18 protein-coding genes are annotated in these 19,932 nt (G+C 61.4%); 3 read left to right on the top strand and 15 right to left on the bottom strand.

Annotated elements, in window-relative coordinates:
* Positions 1–58 precede the first annotated feature (58 nt).
* Complete coding sequence (locus RTP54_RS07810; protein ID WP_312363202.1) at positions 59–2,551, bottom strand: ComEC/Rec2 family competence protein; 2,493 nt, start codon at positions 2,549–2,551, stop codon at positions 59–61.
* A gap of 316 nt (positions 2,552–2,867) precedes the next feature.
* Here RTP54_RS07810 and gltA point away from each other — a divergent pair, with 316 nt between their 5' ends.
* Positions 2,868–4,157, top strand: coding sequence for a citrate synthase (gene gltA, locus RTP54_RS07805; protein WP_112809767.1), 1,290 nt, complete (start codon positions 2,868–2,870; stop codon positions 4,155–4,157).
* Between the two features lie 124 nt (positions 4,158–4,281).
* Here gltA and lpxB read toward each other — a convergent pair whose 3' ends face one another.
* From lpxB to RTP54_RS07735, 14 genes are all read right to left on the bottom strand, one after another.
* Positions 4,282–5,460 carry a lipid-A-disaccharide synthase gene (lpxB, locus tag RTP54_RS07800; RefSeq protein WP_312361854.1) on the bottom strand — a complete coding sequence of 393 codons (1,179 nt, stop codon included), beginning with the start codon at positions 5,458–5,460 and terminating at the stop codon, positions 4,282–4,284.
* On the bottom strand, positions 5,457–6,344 hold the full coding sequence (locus tag RTP54_RS07795; protein ID WP_312361853.1) for an LpxI family protein: 888 nt from the start codon (positions 6,342–6,344) through the stop codon (positions 5,457–5,459). The genes lpxB and RTP54_RS07795 overlap by 4 nt, the downstream gene beginning before the upstream one ends.
* A gap of 5 nt (positions 6,345–6,349) precedes the next feature.
* Positions 6,350–7,159, bottom strand: a complete 810-nt coding sequence (lpxA, locus tag RTP54_RS07790) for an acyl-ACP--UDP-N-acetylglucosamine O-acyltransferase (protein WP_112809770.1) — start codon at positions 7,157–7,159, stop codon at positions 6,350–6,352.
* Between the two features lie 2 nt (positions 7,160–7,161).
* The gene (fabZ, locus tag RTP54_RS07785) at positions 7,162–7,626 is read right to left on the bottom strand and encodes a 3-hydroxyacyl-ACP dehydratase FabZ (protein WP_025426827.1); all 465 of its coding nucleotides are present in this window, start codon (positions 7,624–7,626) and stop codon (positions 7,162–7,164) included.
* On the bottom strand, positions 7,619–8,683 hold the full coding sequence (lpxD, locus tag RTP54_RS07780) for a UDP-3-O-(3-hydroxymyristoyl)glucosamine N-acyltransferase (protein ID WP_112809771.1): 1,065 nt from the start codon (positions 8,681–8,683) through the stop codon (positions 7,619–7,621). The genes fabZ and lpxD overlap by 8 nt, the downstream gene beginning before the upstream one ends.
* Positions 8,684–8,731: 48 nt before the next feature.
* Positions 8,732–11,065, bottom strand: coding sequence for an outer membrane protein assembly factor BamA (gene bamA / locus RTP54_RS07775; RefSeq protein ID WP_112809888.1), 2,334 nt, complete (start codon positions 11,063–11,065; stop codon positions 8,732–8,734).
* Positions 11,066–11,315: 250 nt separating this feature from the next.
* Complete coding sequence (gene rseP, locus RTP54_RS07770; RefSeq protein WP_112816687.1) at positions 11,316–12,449, bottom strand: RIP metalloprotease RseP; 1,134 nt, start codon at positions 12,447–12,449, stop codon at positions 11,316–11,318.
* Positions 12,450–12,478: 29 nt separating this feature from the next.
* On the bottom strand, positions 12,479–13,312 hold the full coding sequence (locus tag RTP54_RS07765) for a phosphatidate cytidylyltransferase (RefSeq protein WP_312361850.1): 834 nt from the start codon (positions 13,310–13,312) through the stop codon (positions 12,479–12,481).
* Positions 13,312–14,055, bottom strand: a complete 744-nt coding sequence (locus tag RTP54_RS07760; protein WP_112809774.1) for an isoprenyl transferase — start codon at positions 14,053–14,055, stop codon at positions 13,312–13,314. The genes RTP54_RS07765 and RTP54_RS07760 overlap by 1 nt, the downstream gene beginning before the upstream one ends.
* Positions 14,056–14,095: 40 nt before the next feature.
* Positions 14,096–14,656: a ribosome recycling factor gene (frr, locus tag RTP54_RS07755; protein ID WP_112809775.1), complete on the bottom strand. Its 561-nt coding sequence runs from the start codon at positions 14,654–14,656 to the stop codon at positions 14,096–14,098.
* 53 nt (positions 14,657–14,709) lie between these two features.
* Positions 14,710–15,432, bottom strand: coding sequence for a UMP kinase (gene pyrH / locus RTP54_RS07750; RefSeq protein WP_053247657.1), 723 nt, complete (start codon positions 15,430–15,432; stop codon positions 14,710–14,712).
* 191 nt (positions 15,433–15,623) lie between these two features.
* A complete protein-coding gene (gene tsf, locus RTP54_RS07745; RefSeq protein ID WP_112809776.1) occupies positions 15,624–16,547 on the bottom strand; it encodes a translation elongation factor Ts in 924 nt (307 codons plus the stop codon).
* 257 nt (positions 16,548–16,804) lie between these two features.
* Complete coding sequence (gene rpsB / locus RTP54_RS07740) at positions 16,805–17,572, bottom strand: 30S ribosomal protein S2 (protein ID WP_112809777.1); 768 nt, start codon at positions 17,570–17,572, stop codon at positions 16,805–16,807.
* Between the two features lie 180 nt (positions 17,573–17,752).
* Positions 17,753–18,580, bottom strand: a complete 828-nt coding sequence (locus RTP54_RS07735; protein ID WP_112809778.1) for a cell envelope integrity EipB family protein — start codon at positions 18,578–18,580, stop codon at positions 17,753–17,755.
* 145 nt (positions 18,581–18,725) lie between these two features.
* On the opposite strand from RTP54_RS07735, the gene RTP54_RS07730 reads away from it, so the two are divergent.
* Both RTP54_RS07730 and RTP54_RS07725 read left to right on the top strand, forming a co-directional pair.
* A complete protein-coding gene (locus RTP54_RS07730; RefSeq protein ID WP_112809779.1) occupies positions 18,726–19,193 on the top strand; it encodes a RidA family protein in 468 nt (155 codons plus the stop codon).
* A gap of 13 nt (positions 19,194–19,206) precedes the next feature.
* Positions 19,207–19,932 carry a glycerophosphodiester phosphodiesterase gene (locus RTP54_RS07725; RefSeq protein WP_112816690.1) on the top strand — a complete coding sequence of 242 codons (726 nt, stop codon included), beginning with the start codon at positions 19,207–19,209 and terminating at the stop codon, positions 19,930–19,932.

Below are 19,932 nucleotides of genomic sequence, written 5' to 3'. Positions count from 1 at the left end.
GACCGAAAGACAAGGATTTGTGGAGTATATAAATCAAGAATAATTTCACGCCAGAAAATCAGTCCTGAAGGCCAGTCGCCGCCGGGCCGTCGAGAAAGCGCCCGGTTCGCCAGTCATAGGCGCGGTGTCGCTCCCAGGGGCGTGCAAGCGAGGCGAACGACGGCTCGAACCGCATCCTCGCTCGCTTCTGACCCGCAACCGGCTCCGCAAAAATCTCGATCGCGCCGGTCAGCCGCAACCCGCCCCCGCTCACGATCCGCGCCTGCCCGGACGGGCAGGTCCTCCCGTTAAAGCTCCCCGGCACGATCATCAGGTCGGCCTGGTCGCAAAGGACCTCGAACAGGGCCGGATTCTCGACGAAGGCAACGGTCCAGCCGACACCGCTTCGGGCGACGCACCATTGCTTGTCGCGACAGGAAAAGACATCGGGCGCAGAGCCCGCAAGCGCCGCGACGATATCCTTTCGGATGGCGGCGGCCTTTTGCGCGTCGACGATCTTCAATGGCGTCTTGCCCGATCCGCTCTCCGGCTCAAGATAAAGGTCGTCGGCAAGCGGCGTCGCCGGTGCGACCGGAGCGACGTGACCTTCAATCGCCAGAGCGCGCTGCCATTGCGAGAAGAGAAAATCGGAGGGGCGCGCCCTGTTCGTCGCGATGGCTGCGTTGGTGACAAGACCGACCAGCCGTCCATCTTCGGACACGACGATGGACAGCTGTTGCCTGTCCGCAAACACCAGGCAGAACACGCCCGAGAGCAGGACCACGCCACCAAATGCCGCCAGCCAGGTCCGCAAGACGCAGAGGATGATCCCGCCAAAGGCTATGAGCAGGAACGCTGCAGGGGCGATACGACCGGTCAAGACCTCGCCGTCCAGTGAAGTCACGAAGCGCGCGATCACCAGCATGCCGTCCAGCCCCCATGCCATGACGGCGAGCGGGTATTGTTCCAGACCCAAAGGCATCAGCATCATCGAAAACAGGCCGAAAGGCATGATCACGATGCTGATCAGTGGCGCCGCCAGAATATTGGCCAGCAACCCGTAGGCCGGCAGACGATGGAAATAGGCGGCAGAATAGACTGATGTCGCCAGGCCGCCGATCAGCGAGGTCGCGACCACGCCGACGATAAAGCCAGTCACGAGCCGCCTGCCCCACGATCGTCCGTCGACTGCCGGCCCATTCGCTGCTGTCCGCTCACGCCAGCGCGCATAGCCGGCAACCAGCGCCACGGTCGCGGCGAACGACATCTGAAACCCCGGGCCGGCAACCGCCGACGGCGTCACCACGATGATGACGATGGCCGCCAGGGCGATGTTGCGCAGGCTGATCGACATACGATCGAAAAACACTGCCACCAGCATGATCGAAATCATGATCCACGCCCGCACGGCAGACACGGCGCCACCGGAAATCAGAATGTAGAGAAAAACCATCGCCAGCGCGCCGGCCGCGGCTATCTTCTTGACCGCGACGCGCTGCGCCAATCCTGGCACCGCGCTCAAGATGGTTCGCGCACCGATCAGGAATGTGCCTGCCGCCAGCACCATGTTGAGGCCGGAAATCGCCAACACATGCGCCAGGCCCGACTGCCGCAGCATTTCGACCGTGTCGCGACCGATGGCTCTCTCTTCCGCCGTCACCAGAGCTGCGGCGAGCGCGCCGGTGTCGCCGCCGATCACCGTGCGGATCCGTTCGCCCACATGCTCGCGCGTTGCAGCTAATCGTTCCGCGACCTCGGCCCAAAGCGAGCGGTCATCCGCCGCCGCAGGGTTGACGGGCGCGCTGTCGGGCGCGCCATAGAAATAGCCAACCGCGCCGATCTGCCGATAGAAGGAATCGAATGCGAAGTCATTGAGACCCGGTAGCGCCGGGCCGGACGGCGGCGAAATGCGCGCCCTACCCTCGATCGCGGCGCCGATTGCGAGCGGCGCATGTGGGCTGCGCGACAGGACCATCACCTTGCGCGGCGCCCGTCGCAATCTCGGCTCGGCAGTCTGCTCGACGAGGATGCCGTAGCGCCAGTGCTGGCGGTCGTTCTTCTCGCGTGAAAGGACCGTGCCGCGCACGGTCGTGGTTACCGGTCCATCGAGCACAATGGTGTCGACACGCGCTGTTTCGATCGCCACGAGCATCATCCCGGCAATAAACAGCGAGGCGGCAATCATCGGCGCGCGTAAGGTTCGCGCCCGGACGCTCGACAGCGCCGCGGCTATTCCGAAAATGCAAAGCAGCAGTGCAAGTTTGTCGATTCCGACGTCATAAGGCAACGACAGCCAGGTCAGCACGCCGGCGGACAAGAACACCGGAGCGAGCACCAATCCATGGCCGAACGCCGTCTCTTCCTCGACGGCGGCCCGAAAAGATCGGGCAATAACCGCGGGCCGAAAGCGCCTGCGTGTGGCGGCGTGCAAAGACTTCAGGAAAGGCAAAATGGTGCTGCGGCGCGTATTCCCGGGCGTTGCACGGACATCGTCGGCCAAAACCGAAGCGGGTAATATGGCAGCGACACGAACCGCGTCCTCCGTCGAAGGCCGTGCTTCGATCTCGCTCATCAAACGGCACTTCTCCATAAGGACGATCGCCGTCCATGATGCAACCAACGGCGCCTGTCGGCAACCAGAACGTTATGTGCCGAAAAAAGCGGCAATCCTATATGGAATGGTCCCCCACCATCGTCCTGATGGTCATTGATCCCGTTGGCCATATTGTCTTAACGTGCGATTATTGCGTCGCCATATGCACATTTTCGCATCGCACAATTTGCCTTTCGTACAGCTTGGCAGCCGAAAATAAATCATATAGCAACTTCGCAACGTTCATTTTCGTGGCATATCTCTATGCCACGTTGCCATAAGACGGAGGGTCCCCATGACAGAAAAAAGCGCGGTCGTAACACTCGATGGAAAATCGGCGGAGCTACCGGTGCGATCGGGGTCCATCGGTCCTGATGTGGTCGATATCGGTTCGCTCTACAAGCAGACCAAGATGTTCACCTACGACCCGGGCTTTACGTCGACGGCGTCGTGCGAATCCAAGATCACCTATATCGATGGCGACGAAGGCGTGCTCCTGCACCGCGGCTATCCGATCGAGCAGCTGGCTGAACATGGCGACTTCCTGGAAGTCTGCTATCTCCTGCTTTACGGCGAACTGCCGACGAAGGCGCAGAAGGCCGATTTCGACTACCGCGTGACGCACCACACCATGGTGCACGAGCAGATGTCGCGCTTCTTCACCGGTTTCCGCCGCGACGCGCACCCGATGGCCGTCATGTGCGGCTGCGTCGGCGCGCTTTCGGCCTTCTATCACGACTCGACCGACATCACCGATCCGCACCAGCGCATGGTCGCGTCGCTGCGCATGATCGCCAAGATGCCGACCATCGCCGCGATGGCCTACAAGTACCATATCGGTCAGCCCTTCGTTTACCCGAAGAACGACCTCGACTACGCTTCGAACTTCCTGCGCATGTGCTTTGCAGTTCCGTGCGAGGAATATGTGGTCAACCCGGTGCTGTCGCGCGCCATGGACCGCATCTTCATCCTGCACGCCGACCACGAGCAGAACGCCTCGACCTCGACCGTGCGTCTCGCGGGCTCTTCCGGCGCCAATCCGTTTGCCTGCATTGCAGCCGGCATCGCCTGCCTCTGGGGTCCCGCCCACGGCGGCGCCAACGAAGCGGCGCTCAACATGCTCGCTGAAATCGGTTCGGTGGACCGCATTCCGGAATTCATCGCCCGGGCAAAGGACAAGAACGATCCGTTCCGCCTGATGGGCTTCGGTCACCGCGTGTACAAGAACTACGATCCGCGCGCCAAGATCATGCAGAAGACCACGCATGAAGTGCTCGCAGAACTCGGCCACAAGGACGATCCGCTTCTGGAAGTGGCAATGGAGCTCGAGCGCATCGCGCTCACCGACGAATACTTCATCGAGAAGAAGCTCTACCCGAACATCGACTTCTACTCCGGCATCACGCTGAAGGCGCTGGGCTTCCCCACGACCATGTTCACCGTGCTGTTCGCGCTTGCGCGCACCGTCGGCTGGATCGCCCAGTGGAACGAGATGATCGAAGATCCGGAACAGCGCATCGGCCGCCCGCGCCAGCTCTATGTCGGCGCTCCGCAGCGCGACTACGTGCCGGTTTCGAAGCGCTAAGCCTTCGACGTAACACGAAAAAGCCCGGTCAGAAATGACCGGGCTTTTTTCATTCAGACACCGGACCATTGCCTGCCACATCTGGTAGCGCGGTGACGGCGGCGTCGAAATTGGTTGAACGTCTCTAGCGAGACTTCTTGGCTTGCAAATAGGAGAGGACGATCTCTGCGCCCATTTCACCGGGCGGTCGGCCCGTTGCCATGCGTTCCTGTACGAGCGCGTAGCCGTCGAGCATGGATGCGCGCTGGGCGGTCTCGGCCGACAGCCGCTCGACCCAGCGGGTCAAGGCGCCCGGCCGGATGCTCTGGTTGAAGTATTCCGGCACGATCGGGAAATCGGCGATCAGATTGGGAAGTGCGCCGCTCCAGATGCGGATGCGGCTGTGCAGCAACCGCACGAGCCAGTCGGCATCGTAGGTGGAAACGACGGGCACACCGGCAAGCGCGAGTTCGAGAATGACAGTTCCCGATGCCGCGATCGCAGCATCCGCCTTGTCGAACGCCGCCCACTTCTCCGATGCACCGGTCGAAATCTCCGGCTGAACAGCCCAGTCCGCCGTTATCTCGCGCACCAACTTTTCCTGACGCGGAACGGTGGGCAGCAAGAAACGCACACCGGGATGTCGCGCGGCAAGCTCCCCGGCCATCTGCCCGAAGATGGGCAGCAATCGCCCGATCTCGCTGGCGCGCGATCCCGGTAGAAGCAGGCAGGTGGCAACCGGGCCGGCATTGTCCGCATTCAGTCTCTGCCGCCGGCTGGCGCGTACCGCAAGAACATTGGCATCCGAGGCGAGCCGGTGGCCGATATAGGTCGTCGGCGGCCCCTCGAGCTTGCGCATGGTCTCGGGCTCGAACGGCAACACAGCAAGCACATGATCGACATAGCCGCGCATGCGCGGCGCCCGCTCCGGCTTCCAGGCCCACACGCTGGGGCAGACATAATTGATGACGGGCAGGCCCGGCAGTGCCGCACGCACACGGCGCGCGACGCGATGGGTGAAGTCAGGACTATCGATGATCAGCAGCGCATCGGGGCGGGCAGCGATAATGGCATTTGCGGTCTGGCGAATGCGCATGATGAGCTTGGGCAGCCGTGCAAGCACCTGAGAAAAGCCCATGATCGACAGTTCAGAATAATCGAACAGCGACTTCAGACCTTCGGCCTCCAGACCGTCGCCACCGACACCCACAAGCGCGAGATCGCCGTCGCATTGGCTACGCAGTGCCCGCACCAGATCCGCGCCGAGCAGATCGCCCGAAACTTCGCCGGCAATCACCGCCAGCTTGTAGCCTTGTCCGCTCATGCCTTTTCCCGACGTTCGCCGCGCTCGACACCGATGACAAACAATCCCGCGCGATTGGCGGCCTCGACCACTTCGGCCCGCTCGAGCACCAGAGCACGGCCGGCTTCGATCGCAATTCCAGCGAGCCCCGCAGCAAGGGCGCCTGCCACGGTCGACGGCCCAATCGACGGCAGATCCGCCCGCAGGTCCTGCCCGGGCTTGCAGAGCTTGACCAACACGCCGCGTCGACGCGCAGAGACACGTCCTTCAGCCTTCAGGGCCGCGACGCGTTCCAGCATGGCATCCGTGCCCTCGGCGCCCTCAAGCGCCACCACGCGGCCGCCAACGGCGATTGCGCCCTGCCCTACATCCAGCTGACCAAGCGCGTTGGCGGCCGCGATACCGGCCTCCACATCACGCCTGTCGTCGTCGGAAGGTGCATAAGCGCCAATCGGTCCCGGATCAGCCAGAAGGTTCGGGACAACTTCGTGTACGCCGATCACGTGCGCTCCGCTTGCCTCGATGAGTTGCATCGCCATGCGCAAGACCGCGTCGTCGCCGCCGGACACCAGGGTCCTCAAGACAGCCGGTACCCGCGCAAGCGTTTTCAGAGTCGGGCGAATGTCGCGCCACTCGGGCCTGCGGCGGACCCATCCCGACAGCACGACGCGATCGATGCCTTCATCCTTGAAAGTACGGCTGATGCCGGAGAAATCACCAATATGGAGAACGGCGTGATCAAAACCGATCCAGTCGCTCTCTTCGGCCTCGCGCGAAAGCGCGATTATGAAAGGATCTTCGCCACGCGCGCGAACGGCCTCGGCGACATGATGCGGCAGCGCTCCGCCACCGGCGATGATTGCAAGCCGGCTGCCAGTTGCTGCGCGGCTTGCCGGGGCGGTCATCACGCTCAAGCCTTGCCGCGGCTTGGCGAAGACAAGGCCCTGTCGCTTTCGGCAGCGATGAAATCGAGGATTTCCATAACCGGCGCGCAGTCGGCATAATCGGCACGAATGGCGGCAGCGTTGGCGCGAACCGAGGCCGGCCCTTCGAAGATCTGCTTGTAGGCGCGGCGAACCACGTGGATCGTTGCACGCTCGATGCCTGCACGCGTCATGCCCACCACGTTAAGGCCGCTCAGGACGCCCGGATTGCCGTTGAGCATGCCGTAGGGAATGACGTCGTAGCTGACCGCGGAGAGACCGCCGATGAACGCCTGCCGACCGATTCGGGTAAACTGGTGCACGGCGCAGCCGCCACCCAGGATCGCCCGATCCCCGATCGTTACGTGGCCAGCCAGCAGCACGTTGTTCGACATGATGATGTTGTTGCCGAGACGGCAATCATGGGCAACGTGCGAATAGGCCAGGAACAGATTGTTGTCGCCGACGATCGTCGCGCCACCGTATTCGACGGTGCCGGCATTCATCGTCACGCCTTCGCGGATCGTGCAGTTTTCGCCGATCTGCAGAATGGCGTCGACGGTGCTGTGATGCACGCTTTGCGAATCTCCGCCGATGACGGCGTTCGGGAAAATCTTGGAGCCCTTGCCGATCGTCGTGCGCCCATCGACGACAACATGGCTCTTCAGTTCCATATCGTCGCCAAGAACCACTTTCGGCCCGATATAGCAAAACGGGCCGATCGTTACGTTCTCGCCAATGACCGCTCCGTCTTCGATGATCGAGGACGGATGGATCTTCGCTGTTGCTGCAATCATGTTCAAGCGTCTTCCGTGCTGACAATCATCGCGCCGATATCAGCTTCGGCGACAAGTTGCCCGTCAACTTTTGCGTCGCAGTGAAACTTCCAGATATTGCCGCGCTGCTTCTGCTTCACGACATGGAATTCGACGCGATCGCCCGGAACCACCGGCTTGCGGAAGCGGGCATTGTCGATCGTCATGAAGTAGACGAGGTTCGTACCGGAAGCGGTCTTGCGCGCGCAGATGGCGCCCGCGGTCTGAGCCATGCCCTCGATCAGAAGCACGCCAGGCATGATCGGCTTTTCCGGAAAATGGCCGGTGAAGTGCGGCTCATTTGCCGAAACGTTCTTGATGCCGATCGCTGAATTGTCGCCGTCGATCTCGATGATCCGGTCGACGAGCAGGAAGGGATAGCGATGCGGAAGGAGCTTCAGGATCTCCTGAATATCCGCCGTACCCAGAACCGTTGCCGCCTCACTCATTCGTGCCACCCTTCTTTTTCTGTCTGTCACTTGCGCGCAAGGCCATTTCGGCGACATCGCGCAGGAAATCGCGCATGGGGCGCGCAGGAATACCACCGTAGCGTTCGCCCGCAGGCACATCGCTTGCTACGCCGCTCATCGCGGCAATCTGTACGCCATCGCCAACGGTGATGTGACCATTGACCCCACTGCCGCCGCCGATCATCACGCCATCACCAATCCTGGTGCTGCCGGCGATGCCGACCTGGCTGACGATGCCACAGTAGCGGCCGATGCGGACGTTGTGCCCGATCTGGACGAGATTGTCGATTTTCGTACCTTCACCGATGACAGTGTCGTCCATCGTGCCGCGATCGATCGTCGTATTCGCGCCAATCTCGACATGATCCTGGATGATGACGCGTCCGACCTGGACGATCTTGATCATTCCACCCTTGGGACCCGGCGCGTAGCCAAACCCGTCCTGGCCGATCCTGGCGCCCGGGTGAATGATGACGTTGTTGCCGACGAGCGCGCAGAGAACGCTTGCACCCGCTGCAATCGTGCAGTCGCGACCGATGCGAACGCCCGGGCCGATCACGGCGCCTGCAGCGATCCTCGTGCCGCCACCGATCTCCGCGCCCGCGCCGACCACGGCCATAGGCTCGACTTCCACGCCCTCTTCAAGGCGCGCAGTCGGGTCGATGAAGGCTGCAGGCGAGATCCCATCGAGGCTGGTGTTGCGCGCCGGGCGCATTGCCACCTCGTGCAGCAGCGTGCCCGCCAGCGCAAATGCCGTGTGCGGGCGCGACGTCAGGAGAACGGGAATGTGAGCCGGGACGAGCGAAGCAATGGTCTTGTCGCAGATGATCGCGGAGGCCTGGCAGGTATCCAACTCGGCGCGGTACTTGCGCGAGAGCATGTAGCAGACGTCGCCGGCCTTGGCCCGGTTGACGGGAGCGACAGCATGAATAGCGCGGTCTGCTACCGCGCCATCCGTCAGCTCCGCCCCAATCTGATTGGCCAGGTCACCCAGGCGAATCCCGTGATGGGGCGGAAAAAACCAGTTCTGTTCCATGGACACTCCAGAACAATCAACTTTCGGCAGTTCTGGACTGCTTCTTTATCAGAACGACGAGGAAATGCCGAACTTCAGGTTCTGCACCTTGTCGAAATCTTCCTTCGCAATCGGCCATGCGTAGTCGACACGCAGCGGACCGAACGGCGAAGCCCAGATCAGGCCGAGACCAACCGACGCACGCAGCGACGAGTTGTTGCCCTGCACCGTCTCGGACGGCAGCATCGCAACCTTGCTGCTGTAGAGCGTACCGGCGTCTGCGAAGACCGCACCGCGGAAGCCGCTGTCACGCGGGATGCCCGGAAGCGGGAACGTCGCCTCGGCCGAAGCCGTGAAGTACGTGGTGCCACCAAGGGCGTCACCGGTTCTCTGATCGCGCGGACCGACACCGTTACGCTCGAAGCCGCGAATATCGCTGCTGCCCAGCTGGAACTGGTCGAAGACCTGCAGGTCGCTGCCGGTTTCGAAGATATGGCCTGCACCACCGCTCAGCGAGGTGATGATGTCCGCTTCATCGTTGACCGTGTAGTACCACTTGGCCTTACCGGTCATCTTGTAGAAGTCGGAATCGCCACCGAGGCCGGCGAACTCGTGCGTGAATGTCGCCAGAATGCCGTCATGCGGCAGCTGAGCGTCATCGAGCGTGTTGTAGGTGATCGACTGCGATACCGACGAACGAACCCAGTTTCCACCCTCGACAGCGCGAACGTAAGGCGACGACAGTTCAGCGACATTGCCGCTGTAGTCGAACTGCGTGAAGTTGTAGCGCAACGTCGTCGACAGGTTCTCAGTGATCGGCGCGGCTACGCGAAGGCTGAAGCCCTGGTCTTCATAGCTGTAGTTGTCATCGTCGAAGTCGTTTTCGTTCTTGAAGACGTCGAAGCCTGCGGCCAGACGATAACCAAGGAAGTACGGCTCCGTGAACGAGACGTTGTAGGTCCGGCTTTCGTCGCCACGACCTGCCGCGACACGAATGTACTGGCCACGACCGAGGAAGTTCTTTTCTTCGATCGACGCTTCGACGAGGAACCCGCCGCCGCTGCCGGCCGAGTAACCGGCGCCGATACCGAACGAGCCGGTCGACTGGTCCTGCACGTCGACGATGACGACGACGCGGTCGGCAGCGCTACCCGGCGCCGTCGAGATGTTGACAGCCGAGAAATAGCCGAGAGCTTCGAGGCGGCGCTTGGCGCGAGCAACCATTTCCTGGTTGAAGGCATCGCCTTCGCCCATGTCGAACTCGCGACGGATGACGTAGTCACGGGTGCGGGTGTTGCCGCGAATTTCGATGCGCTCGACATAGGCGCGCTCGCCCTGGTCGACGAGGTAGTCGACGGCGATCGTATGATTGCCGAGGTCGCGGTTGCCACGGGGCGTAACGCGAGCAAACGGGTAGCCAGCCGAAGCGACGCGCTTCGAAATCTCGCTCATCGTTTCCTGAATGTCCTTGGCCTTGTAGACCGAGCCTTCACGGCTGAGAACGACGCCCTTCAGCGCTTCGGCATCCACGCCCTCGACGGTCGATTCGACGGTCACCGCGCCGAAGTCGTAGCGCGGACCTTCTTCGACGGTGATGGTCACCGTGTACTCGTTGGTCGCTTCGTTGAGTGTCGATTCGGAGGACACGACCTGGAAGTCGGCGTAACCGCGGTTGTAGTAGAACTGACGCAGCAACTCTTCATCGGCACGCAGCTTGTCCGGATTGTAGACGTCCTTGCGGGTCAGGAACGAGAAGATACCCGATTCCTTGGTCGCGATGACCGACTGCAGACGACCGTCGCTGTAGGCTTCGTTGCCGACAAAGTTGATCTGCGAAATCTTGGTGCGCTCACCTTCGGCGATGACGAAGGCGAGGTTCACGCGGCCTTCCGCGATCGGCACGACCTGCGTGGTCACGGTGATGTCGCTACGACCGATCGCCGCATAGGCGTCGCGGATCGACTGGATATCGGTCTCGACCGTTGCTTCGCTGTAGGGGCCGAGCGGCTGCGAGCGAACGATGCCCTGCAGCTTGTCGTCCTTGATCTTGCGGTTGCCGTTGAAAACGACCTGATTGATCAGCTGATTCTCGTTGACGGTAACGACGAGCGTGCCGCCGGCAACATTGATGCTGACATCAGAGAAATAGCCGGTTGCGTACAGACGCTTCACCGAAGCGTCGATGTCGGCGTTGCTGAAGCTCTTACCCGGAACAATCGTGATGTTCGCACGGACCGTCTCGGCGCTGACGCGCGTGGCACCGCGAACTTCAACACGACTGATGGTGGCGGCCTCTGCGACGGAAGCGCCTGCGAGCAATCCAACACCAGCGCCGGAAACCACAATGCTCGTGGACAGCGCAAACGCAGACACCGCGTTCAAAAACCTTGAACCAGCTTTCATGTTCAAATCTTACCTTTTCCCAACGTCGCGCGGCAATTTCGTGCCGACTCCGGTCACGGTTGCCGTTTTACCCGCTTTTCCCATACAAGCAAGTCAGCTCGTTAATTTCTGTTTACTTCAATTCGAACCGTGGCTTAACGGCCACTACAGATTCGAGTTATCGTAAACAAATCCTTGCCGAACAAGCCATTGAAATCCAATCGTTCACAGTATCCGTCGTCGTTCCCCACAAACGCCCCGCGGCCGAACGCTAGCCGAAGAACATCGAAATGTCGTTCCATGTCGCAAAAACCATCAGCATCAGCACCATGGCGAAACCGATCCGGTATGCGATATCCTGCGCAGCCGGACCAACCGGCTTTCCGCGCAAGGCCTCAACCGCATAGAACATCAGGTGGCCGCCATCAAGCACCGGAACGGGCATGAGGTTAAGCAATCCTATGGAAACTGACAGGACCGCCGCCAGTTGCAGCACGGCGGCCACACCAAGCGTCGCCATTTGACCCGACGCCTGTGCGACACGGATGGGGCCGCCAAGCTGATCGGCCTTCATCCGGCCGGTCACGAGGTTGGCCAGATAATCGAAAGTCCCGGTGACGATGTGCCAGCTTTGCACGGCACCCTGCCCGATGGCCTCGATCGGGCCGTAGGTCACCACGCGGAAATTGCCGGCGTCCTGATCGGTGACGATACCGATGATCCCGATTTCCATCTTGTTGCCGAATTGGTCGGCAATCTCGGTCCGCTCGGGCACCATGGGCAGGTCGAGGAACGCCCCGTCGCGCTCGATCCGAATCTCGATTTCGAGCTCCGGACGCACGCTGACATAGCGGCGGACATCGTCGAACGTCGTGACCGGGTTCCCGTCGATCGCAACCAGCCGGTCGCGCGGAAGAATGCCTGCCTTCGCGGCGGCGCTGTTTTCCTTGACCTGCGCCACGACGGGATCGGCGACCGAGCGTCCGTAAACGGCAAAGAGGACAGCGAAAATGGCAATAGCAAGAATGAAGTTGGCAATCGGGCCCGCCGCAACCGTCGCTGCGCGCTTCCAGAGCTTGGCGCCCAGGAACGTGTGCGAGCGGTCTTCGGGAGAGATGGCCTCCAGACGCTTGTAGTCCGGCGTGCTGGCGGCATCCTCGTCGCCGTAGAACTTCACGTAGCCGCCGAGCGGTATCGCGCAGAACTTCCACCGCGTGCCGTGCTTGTCGGTCCACCCGATCAATTCCGGTCCGAAACCGACAGCGAAAGCCAGGATGCGAATGCCAGACCAGCGCCCGACGAGATAGTGTCCCATCTCGTGCACGAAAACCAGGAGGGTCAGCACCAGAAGGAAGGGAACGATGTAGCCGGTGACGAATTGCAGGGCATCAAGCAGATATGTCATGAACTTTCCTTAAGGGCCTGCCGCCGGCATCATAGGCCGAGCAAGACCGAGCCGAAGGCGAACTGGCGCCCCTCGCTGACGACATATTGTATCAGGACCAGCACCAGCGTGGCGATACAGGCAAACACCAATCCATCGACGCGGTCCATGACACCGCCATGACCAGGAATGAGATGGCTCGAATCCTTGACGCCGAAGCGGCGTTTTATGAAGGATTCGAACAGGTCTCCGACCTGGCTCGCGACCGACAGAATGAGCGCCACCGCCGGCACACGCAGATCCTGCAGCGGAAAAAAGGCCATATAGACAGCAGTACCGGCCAAGACACCGGATATCGCCCCGCCGATGGCGCCAGACCAGGTCTTGCCGGGCGATATCTTCGGCGCAAGCTTGGGTCCACCGATAGCACGGCCGACGAAATAGGCGAGAATATCCGTTCCCCAGACGACGGCGAAGACGAACAGGGTCGCGATCAGACCGGGGTGATCGACCCCGCGCAGGGCCGCAAGGGAAATGCCGGTCAAGCCCGCGTAAACGATGCCGCCCGGCAACCACCAGCTGCCTTTCTTGAGCGACACCCAAAGCACTGCGCCGACGACGGCTGCGAACAGGGCTGGCAGGCTGTAGCCGATGTTTCCGAAAAGAATGAGGGCCGCGATGATGGCCTGCGACAGCCAGCCAAAGGCGCTGCCCTGAAAATCCCGCTCCGCAAGACCGGTGATCGTCGACCATTCATAATAGACGAGCAAGGCGATCAGGACCGAGAGCAGTTGGAATGCCAAGCCGCCGAACCAGGTCGCAGCAAGGGCGACCGCCGCGAGCACCACTCCCGAAGCGATGCGAAGCTTGAGTTCTGTCTGCATTAGGAACCAACCGCTAACGTCGGCTGCGCCAGCCCGCCGAAGCGACGCTCGCGGCAGGCGAATTTCTCGAGCGCAGACAGAAATGTCTCACGCGTGAAGTCCGGCCAAAGCTCTGGCACGAACAGAAGCTCCGAATAGGCGCCCTGCCACAGAAGGAAATTTGAAAGCCTCTCTTCACCGCTGGTGCGAAGAATGAGATCCGGATCGGGAATGCCGGCCGTATCGAGCGTGCTTGCAATGCGCTCCGGCGTAATGTCTTCGGGCTGCAGCCGGCCTTCGGCAACCTCGGTTGCCAGCCGGCGCATGGCGCGCGTCAGCTCGTCGCGCGCACCATAGTTGAACGCGATCACCAGCGTGATGCCGGTATTCGCGCTCGTCGTCTCCTCGGCCTCGATCAGGAGCGGCAAGATGTCACCGCGCAGGTTCGATCGTTCCCCGATGATGCGGATGCGAACGTTCTCACGGTGCAGATCGGCAAGATCCCGGCGAATGAAGGCCTTGAGCAGGCCCATCAGATCGGTCACCTCGGCCTGCGGCCTGTTCCAGTTTTCGGAAGAGAAGGCGAAGAGCGTGAGATAGCGTATCCCTGCCTCGGCCGCCGTCTTTACCGCGTCGCGAACCGCTTCAACACCCTTGCGGTGTCCCATCGTGCGCGGCAGACCGCGCGCATTCGCCCAGCGCCCGTTGCCATCCATGATGATGGCAACGTGTTCCGGAACGGTGATCGGGATGAGATTTTGCATAAGGCGTCCGCGAAAGGAGACTCAAAAGATCAGGAGCAGATCAGACCTGCATGATTTCCTTTTCCTTATCGACGAGCAAGCGGTCGATATCGGAAATCGTTTCATCGGTCATCTTTTGCACCCGCTCGGACTGAGAACGGCTGATATCCTGCCCGATGTCGCCATCCTTTTCGGCTTTTTTCAGGTCATCCATGCCATCACGGCGAACGTGACGGACGGCGACCTTGGCCTTCTCGGCGTAATCGTGCGCCACCTTGACGAGCGACTTGCGGCGCTCTTCGTTGAGCTCCGGCAGCGGAATGCGCAGGTTTTGGCCGTCGATGATCGGGTTGAGGCCCAGGTTCGATTCGCGGATGCCGCGATCGACGGCACCGACCATCTGCTTGTCCCAGACCGAGACGGACAGCATGCGGGGTTCCGGCACGGTGATGTTTGCCACCTGATTGAGCGGGACACGCGAGCCGTAGGCCTCAACGGTCACCGGATCGAGAACATTCGCCGACGCGCGGCCGGTGCGCAGCGATGCGATGTCGCTCTTGAATGCGGAGATCGCGCCGTCCATGCGACGCTTCAGTTCCTTCAGGTCTACACCTTCACTCATGGCTGGAAACTCCCGTTCTGTCTTTTCATCGGCCGATGGCCGTCTTGCAGCTGTCAGTTGTCGGTAACGATGGTGGCGCGGCCACCGCCGGTCAATATCTCGGCAAAACCGCCCTTCTCGTGGATGGAGAAGACCACGATCGGAATTGCGTTCTCGCGCGCCAGCGCCACAGCCGCCACGTCCATCACCGCAAGGCCCTTCTCGAGCACGGCGCTGTGTGTCAGGCGGTCGAAGCGTGTCGCCGTCGGGTCCTTCTTCGGATCCGCGGAGTAGATGCCGTCGACCTGGGTGCCCTTGAAGATGGCTTGCGCGCCCATTTCGGCAGCCCGCAAGGCCGCCGCAGAATCGGTCGTGAAGAACGGATTGCCGGTGCCGCCCGCAAAGATCACCACGCGCCCGAGAGAGAGATGGTAGAGGGTGGCGCGCTGCGAGAAGCTTTCGCAGATCTCCGGCATCGCGATGGCCGACAGCACCACCGTGTCGATGTCGAGCTTGCGCAGCGACGTCGCCAGCGCCAGCGCATTGATGACAGTCGCCAGCATGCCCATGTGGTCGCCGGTCACCCGGTCGCCGCCCTTGGAGGCAACGGCGACGCCGCGGAAGATGTTGCCGCCGCCAACGACGACGCCCACTTCGACGCCCATGGCGCGCGCTTCGGCGATGTCTGCGGCGATGCGGTCTGCGACCGCCACGTCGATTCCGAAGCCCTGGCTGCCCATCAGGGCTTCACCGGAGGCTTTGAGTAGAACACGCTTGTAGATTGGCTCGGCCGGCATCATCGCTCCTGAACAGATCGTTACGCCTGCGCACAAAATGGCGCGCTGCGTATAAGGACATATTGCGCTACCCGGTTTCAACCGCTGCGGAGCATTTTCCGGCGGGTCCGGCGCATTGACGAAGCCGGATACACGAAGGGCACCGCGTTGTCACGCGATGCCCCAAGGTTTTCCAAACAAGGGTGAAAAAATCAGCCCTTGGCGACAGCCGCAACTTCGGCTGCGAAATCGGATTCTTCCTTCTCGACGCCTTCGCCGAGCAGAAGACGGGCCATGCCGGTCACTTCGATCGGAGCGCCAGCGAGCTTTTCAGCATCCTTGACGGCCTGGCCTACGGTGATTTCCGGGTTCATGACGAAGGCCTGCGACAGCAGGGCGACTTCTTCGAAGAACTTGCGCATGCGGCCTTCGACCATCTTTTCGATGATGTTGTCCGGCTTGCCCGAGGCGCGCGATTGTTCGATGAACACGTTGCGCTCGCGCTCGGCGACAGCGGCGTCGACTTCGTCGGCGCGGATCGCGAGCGGGTTGGTGGCAGCAATGTGCATGGCGACCTGGCGGCCGACCGAGAACAGAACTTCCTTGTCGCCAACCGACTTCAGCGCGACGAGAACGCCGAGCTTGCCGATGCCGTCGCCGGCAGCGTTGTGGATATAGGTGGCAACGACGCCGTCTTCGACCTCGAGCAGGGCTGCGCGGCGAAGGGTCATGTTTTCGCCGATGGTGGCGATCGCGTCCTTGATGGTCTCATCGACCGACTTGCCGGTCGCCGGGTAGTTGGCGTTGGCAATGGCTTCGACCGAACCGTCGGTGCCGAGCGCAACGTTGGCAACGCCGCGAACGAGTTCCTGGAAGGCTTCGTTGCGAGCAACGAAGTCGGTCTCGGAGTTGATTTCGACGACAACGGCCTTCACGCCGCCGCTGACAATACCGATGAGGCCTTCAGCAGCCGTGCGGCCGGACTTCTTGTCGGCCTTGGCGATGCCCTTGGCACGCAGCCAGTCGATCGCAGCTTCCATGTCGCCGTTCGTTTCGGCGAGCGCCTTCTTGCAGTCCATCATGCCTGCGCCGGTCTTTTCGCGCAGTTCCTTCACCATTGCTGCAGTTACACTCATCTTATTGCCTCTTTATCTGTTTGGCTGGCACGCTGCCTGCACATGGCGCGGCACCAGGAGGTGTGGCAGGGGAATGGCTTGCGTCTGTGACACTGTGATGAACGCACGCACCGCAGTCTTATCCGGGGCGCGGATCGCCGGCCCAAGCCGCTTCATCCCTCGCTGAAAAGAACAAGGCCGTTCAGACTTTTCATCACAAACGGCCTCGCCCCGATAGTAGATTGGTGCGGCGGTTATGGCCCGCCGCGCCGTCCGAATCAGGCCTCGGAGGCTTCGTCGAGCGCCGGCTCGATCATAGCGTCTGCCGATGCGCCGAGATCGCGGCCCGATGCGCCCTGCTGACGAGCGATGCCGTCGATGGCTGCACGAGCAATGAGATCGCAGTAGAGAGCGATCGCACGCGAAGCGTCGTCGTTACCCGGGATCGGGTAGTCGATCTGGTCCGGATCGCAGTTGGAGTCGATAACGGCAACAACCGGGATGCCAAGACGCTTGGCTTCGTCGATTGCGATCGATTCCTTGTTGGTGTCGATGATGAACATCAGGTCCGGTGTGCCGCCCATATCGCGGATACCGCCGAGAGCGCGGTTGAGCTTTTCGCGCTCGCGCTCAAGGTTCAGACGTTCCTTCTTCGTGAAGCCGGAGGCGTCCGAAGCGAGGATTTCGTCGAGCTTGCGCAGACGCTGGATCGAGTTCGAAATCGTCTTCCAGTTGGTCATCATGCCGCCGAGCCAGCGGGCGTTGACGTAGTACTGAGCCGAGCGCTTGGCAGCGTCAGCGATGATTTCCGAAGCCTGGCGCTTGGTGCCGACGAACAGGACGCGGCCGCCGTTGGCGACGGTGTCGCTAACGACCTGAAGGGCGCGCGAGAGCATCGGAACGGTCTGTGCGAGGTCGATGATGTGAACGTTGTTACGATCGCCGAAGATGTACGGCTTCATCTTCGGGTTCCAGCGGTGTGTCTGGTGACCGAAGTGAATGCCAGCTTCCAGAAGCTGACGCATGCTAAAATCAGGCAATGCCATGCCTTTTCTCCTTTTCCGGTTGAACCTCCGCGAGGCGTCGAGCTTTTCTTTCGAAAAACCCACCGGCGGAACGATCCGGATTTCTCCCGGAACATCCCATGCCTCACGTGTGGAATGGGCAGCCCCTTAACGGCAACTGCCCGACAAATCAAGACTTGAAGTCTCTTTTTGTCAAATCGACTACTTGCATTCTTCCGGCTTGAAGACTTCCAGATCGGCAAGCTTGCCGCTCAGAACGAAGTCGCCGTAATCCATCGTCAGGTCGCGCGTGATGCCGTTTTCGTAGAGTTTGAACGACATACGGTAGATCGGCAGCGCGTCGCCGCTCTTGTCGTCGTTGAAATAGGAGATGGTGACCGGCCAGTAATTTTCGGTCCCCAGCTTGCCTGCCTTGCCTGCATCCGGCTCGTCGGCTGTCGGCTTGCGCGACTTGCCGACGAAGGTCGAGGTGATCAGCGTCTTGTCGCCCGAATCGGAGCCATCGAAGATCCGGGCCTCGAACAGGCTTTCGCCCTTCTTGGCGCGGTCGATGACCTCGACCATGTGCTCGGTCGGGAAACGGCTCGCGGCCAGTTCGACCTCGCGCTTGTCCGGCGCGGTCAGCTCGACCTTGACACCGGTCTTGTCGTCATGGGCCGTGCCGCGCACTTCCTTGTCGAGCTTCTCGTCGGTGAAGGAACGGGTCAGGAAGCGGAAGTTGCCGGACTTCATATCCTCGTAGGTGGTCGTCTGCTGGTCCGTCATACGCGTCTCTTCGCCGGTGTTGACCTGCGTGACGAAGCGGAAACTCACCGTATAGCCTTCGCAGGCCGAGCCGTTGAACTCATAGACCATCCGGCCGTACATGCCAGAAATGCCAGAGCGGTCCGACGCGTCCTTGAGTTCGAGATCGTAGACGGCGCGATGCGGAACGAGGACACTCGCGCTTGCTGTGCCTGCGCCAGAAACCATCATCGCAGCGAGGCAGGCGCTGCCCAGACTTGCGCGACCGAAGCCTTTACGAAACATCCGTTTCCTCCTGTTGGACTCGCCGGCAATGCTATAAACAAGCTTTCGGCAGAAGCGAGGCGACACCACGTCTAAATGCCGTCGCGACGCCGCGATCCGGCCTGAATGCCGGATTTTAACACAAAAGACAACAACGGAGCTTTCCATGTCCGCAGAGATCGAAACGCGCCTGAAGGACCTCGGCGTCACCCTTCCCCAGGCTGCAGCCCCGGCGGCAAACTATGTGCCCTACGTCATCAGCGGCTCGATGCTCTACATCTCCGGTCAGCTGCCGATGGAAGGCGGAAAGATTGCCGTGACCGGCCATGTCGGCAAGGACGTCGACGTTGCCGGCGCGCAGCGCGCCGCAGAACTCTGCGCGATCAACATCCTCGCGCAAGCCAAGGCTGCGCTCGGCGGCGATCTCGGCCGCATCCGTCGGCTGGTCAAGATCAACGGCTTCGTTGCCTCGACCCCGGAATTCATCGAACAGCATCTGGTCATCAACGGCGCCTCCAACCTGCTCGCCAACGTACTTGGCGAAGCCGGCAAGCATGCGCGCGCTGCCGTCGGCATGGCTGCCCTGCCCTTCAACGCCGCTGTCGAGATCGACGCGGTGATCGAGATCGCGTGATCGGGTGCCGGGCATGACGGATCTTTCCTGGCTGAAGGCTCAGCCGATCGCCCATCGCGGCTATCACGACATGAACAAGCAGGTCTGGGAAAACACGCTTTCAGCGTTTTCCCGGGCTGCCGACGCCGGCTTCGCCATCGAATGCGACCTGCAATACACCGCCGACAGCGTGCCGGTCGTCTTTCATGACGACGACACCGAGCGCTTGTGCGGCATCAAGGGCGACGTGCGCGCACGAACAGCCGGCGAGCTCGGCCTGATGGCCATTGGCGGAACGAAGGACAAGGTGCCGACGCTGTCGCAGATGCTGCGGCTCGTCAAAGGGCGCGTGCCGCTCGTCATTGAGCTCAAGGGGCGCAAGGGCGACGACGAAGGCTTTGCCGCCGCCGTGCTTGAAACGCTCGAAGACTACAAGGGTCATGTCGCCCTGATGAGCTTCGACCATTGGCTGCTCAAGGACCTTAAGGCGCTCGACGCGCCCTACCCGCTCGGACTGACCGCCGAGGGTGCCCGGCCGGAGACTTTCTTCGTGCACGAAGAAGCCATGCAGCTCGGTCTCGACTTCATCTCCTATCACTACGGCCATCTGCCGAACTCGTTCATCACCAAGGAGCGCACGCTTGGCCGGACGATCATCACCTGGACGGTTCGCGACAGGCAGGCTGAGGAATACACCTATGCCCATGCCGACCAGATGACGTTCGAGGGGTTCGACCCGCGGGAGGCATTGATTTCCTGA

The sequence above is a fragment of the Ensifer sp. genome (assembly GCF_031989085.1).
Lineage (GTDB): Bacteria > Pseudomonadota > Alphaproteobacteria > Rhizobiales > Rhizobiaceae > Ensifer.
This window is presented reverse-complemented; position numbering and strand designations above follow the sequence as displayed.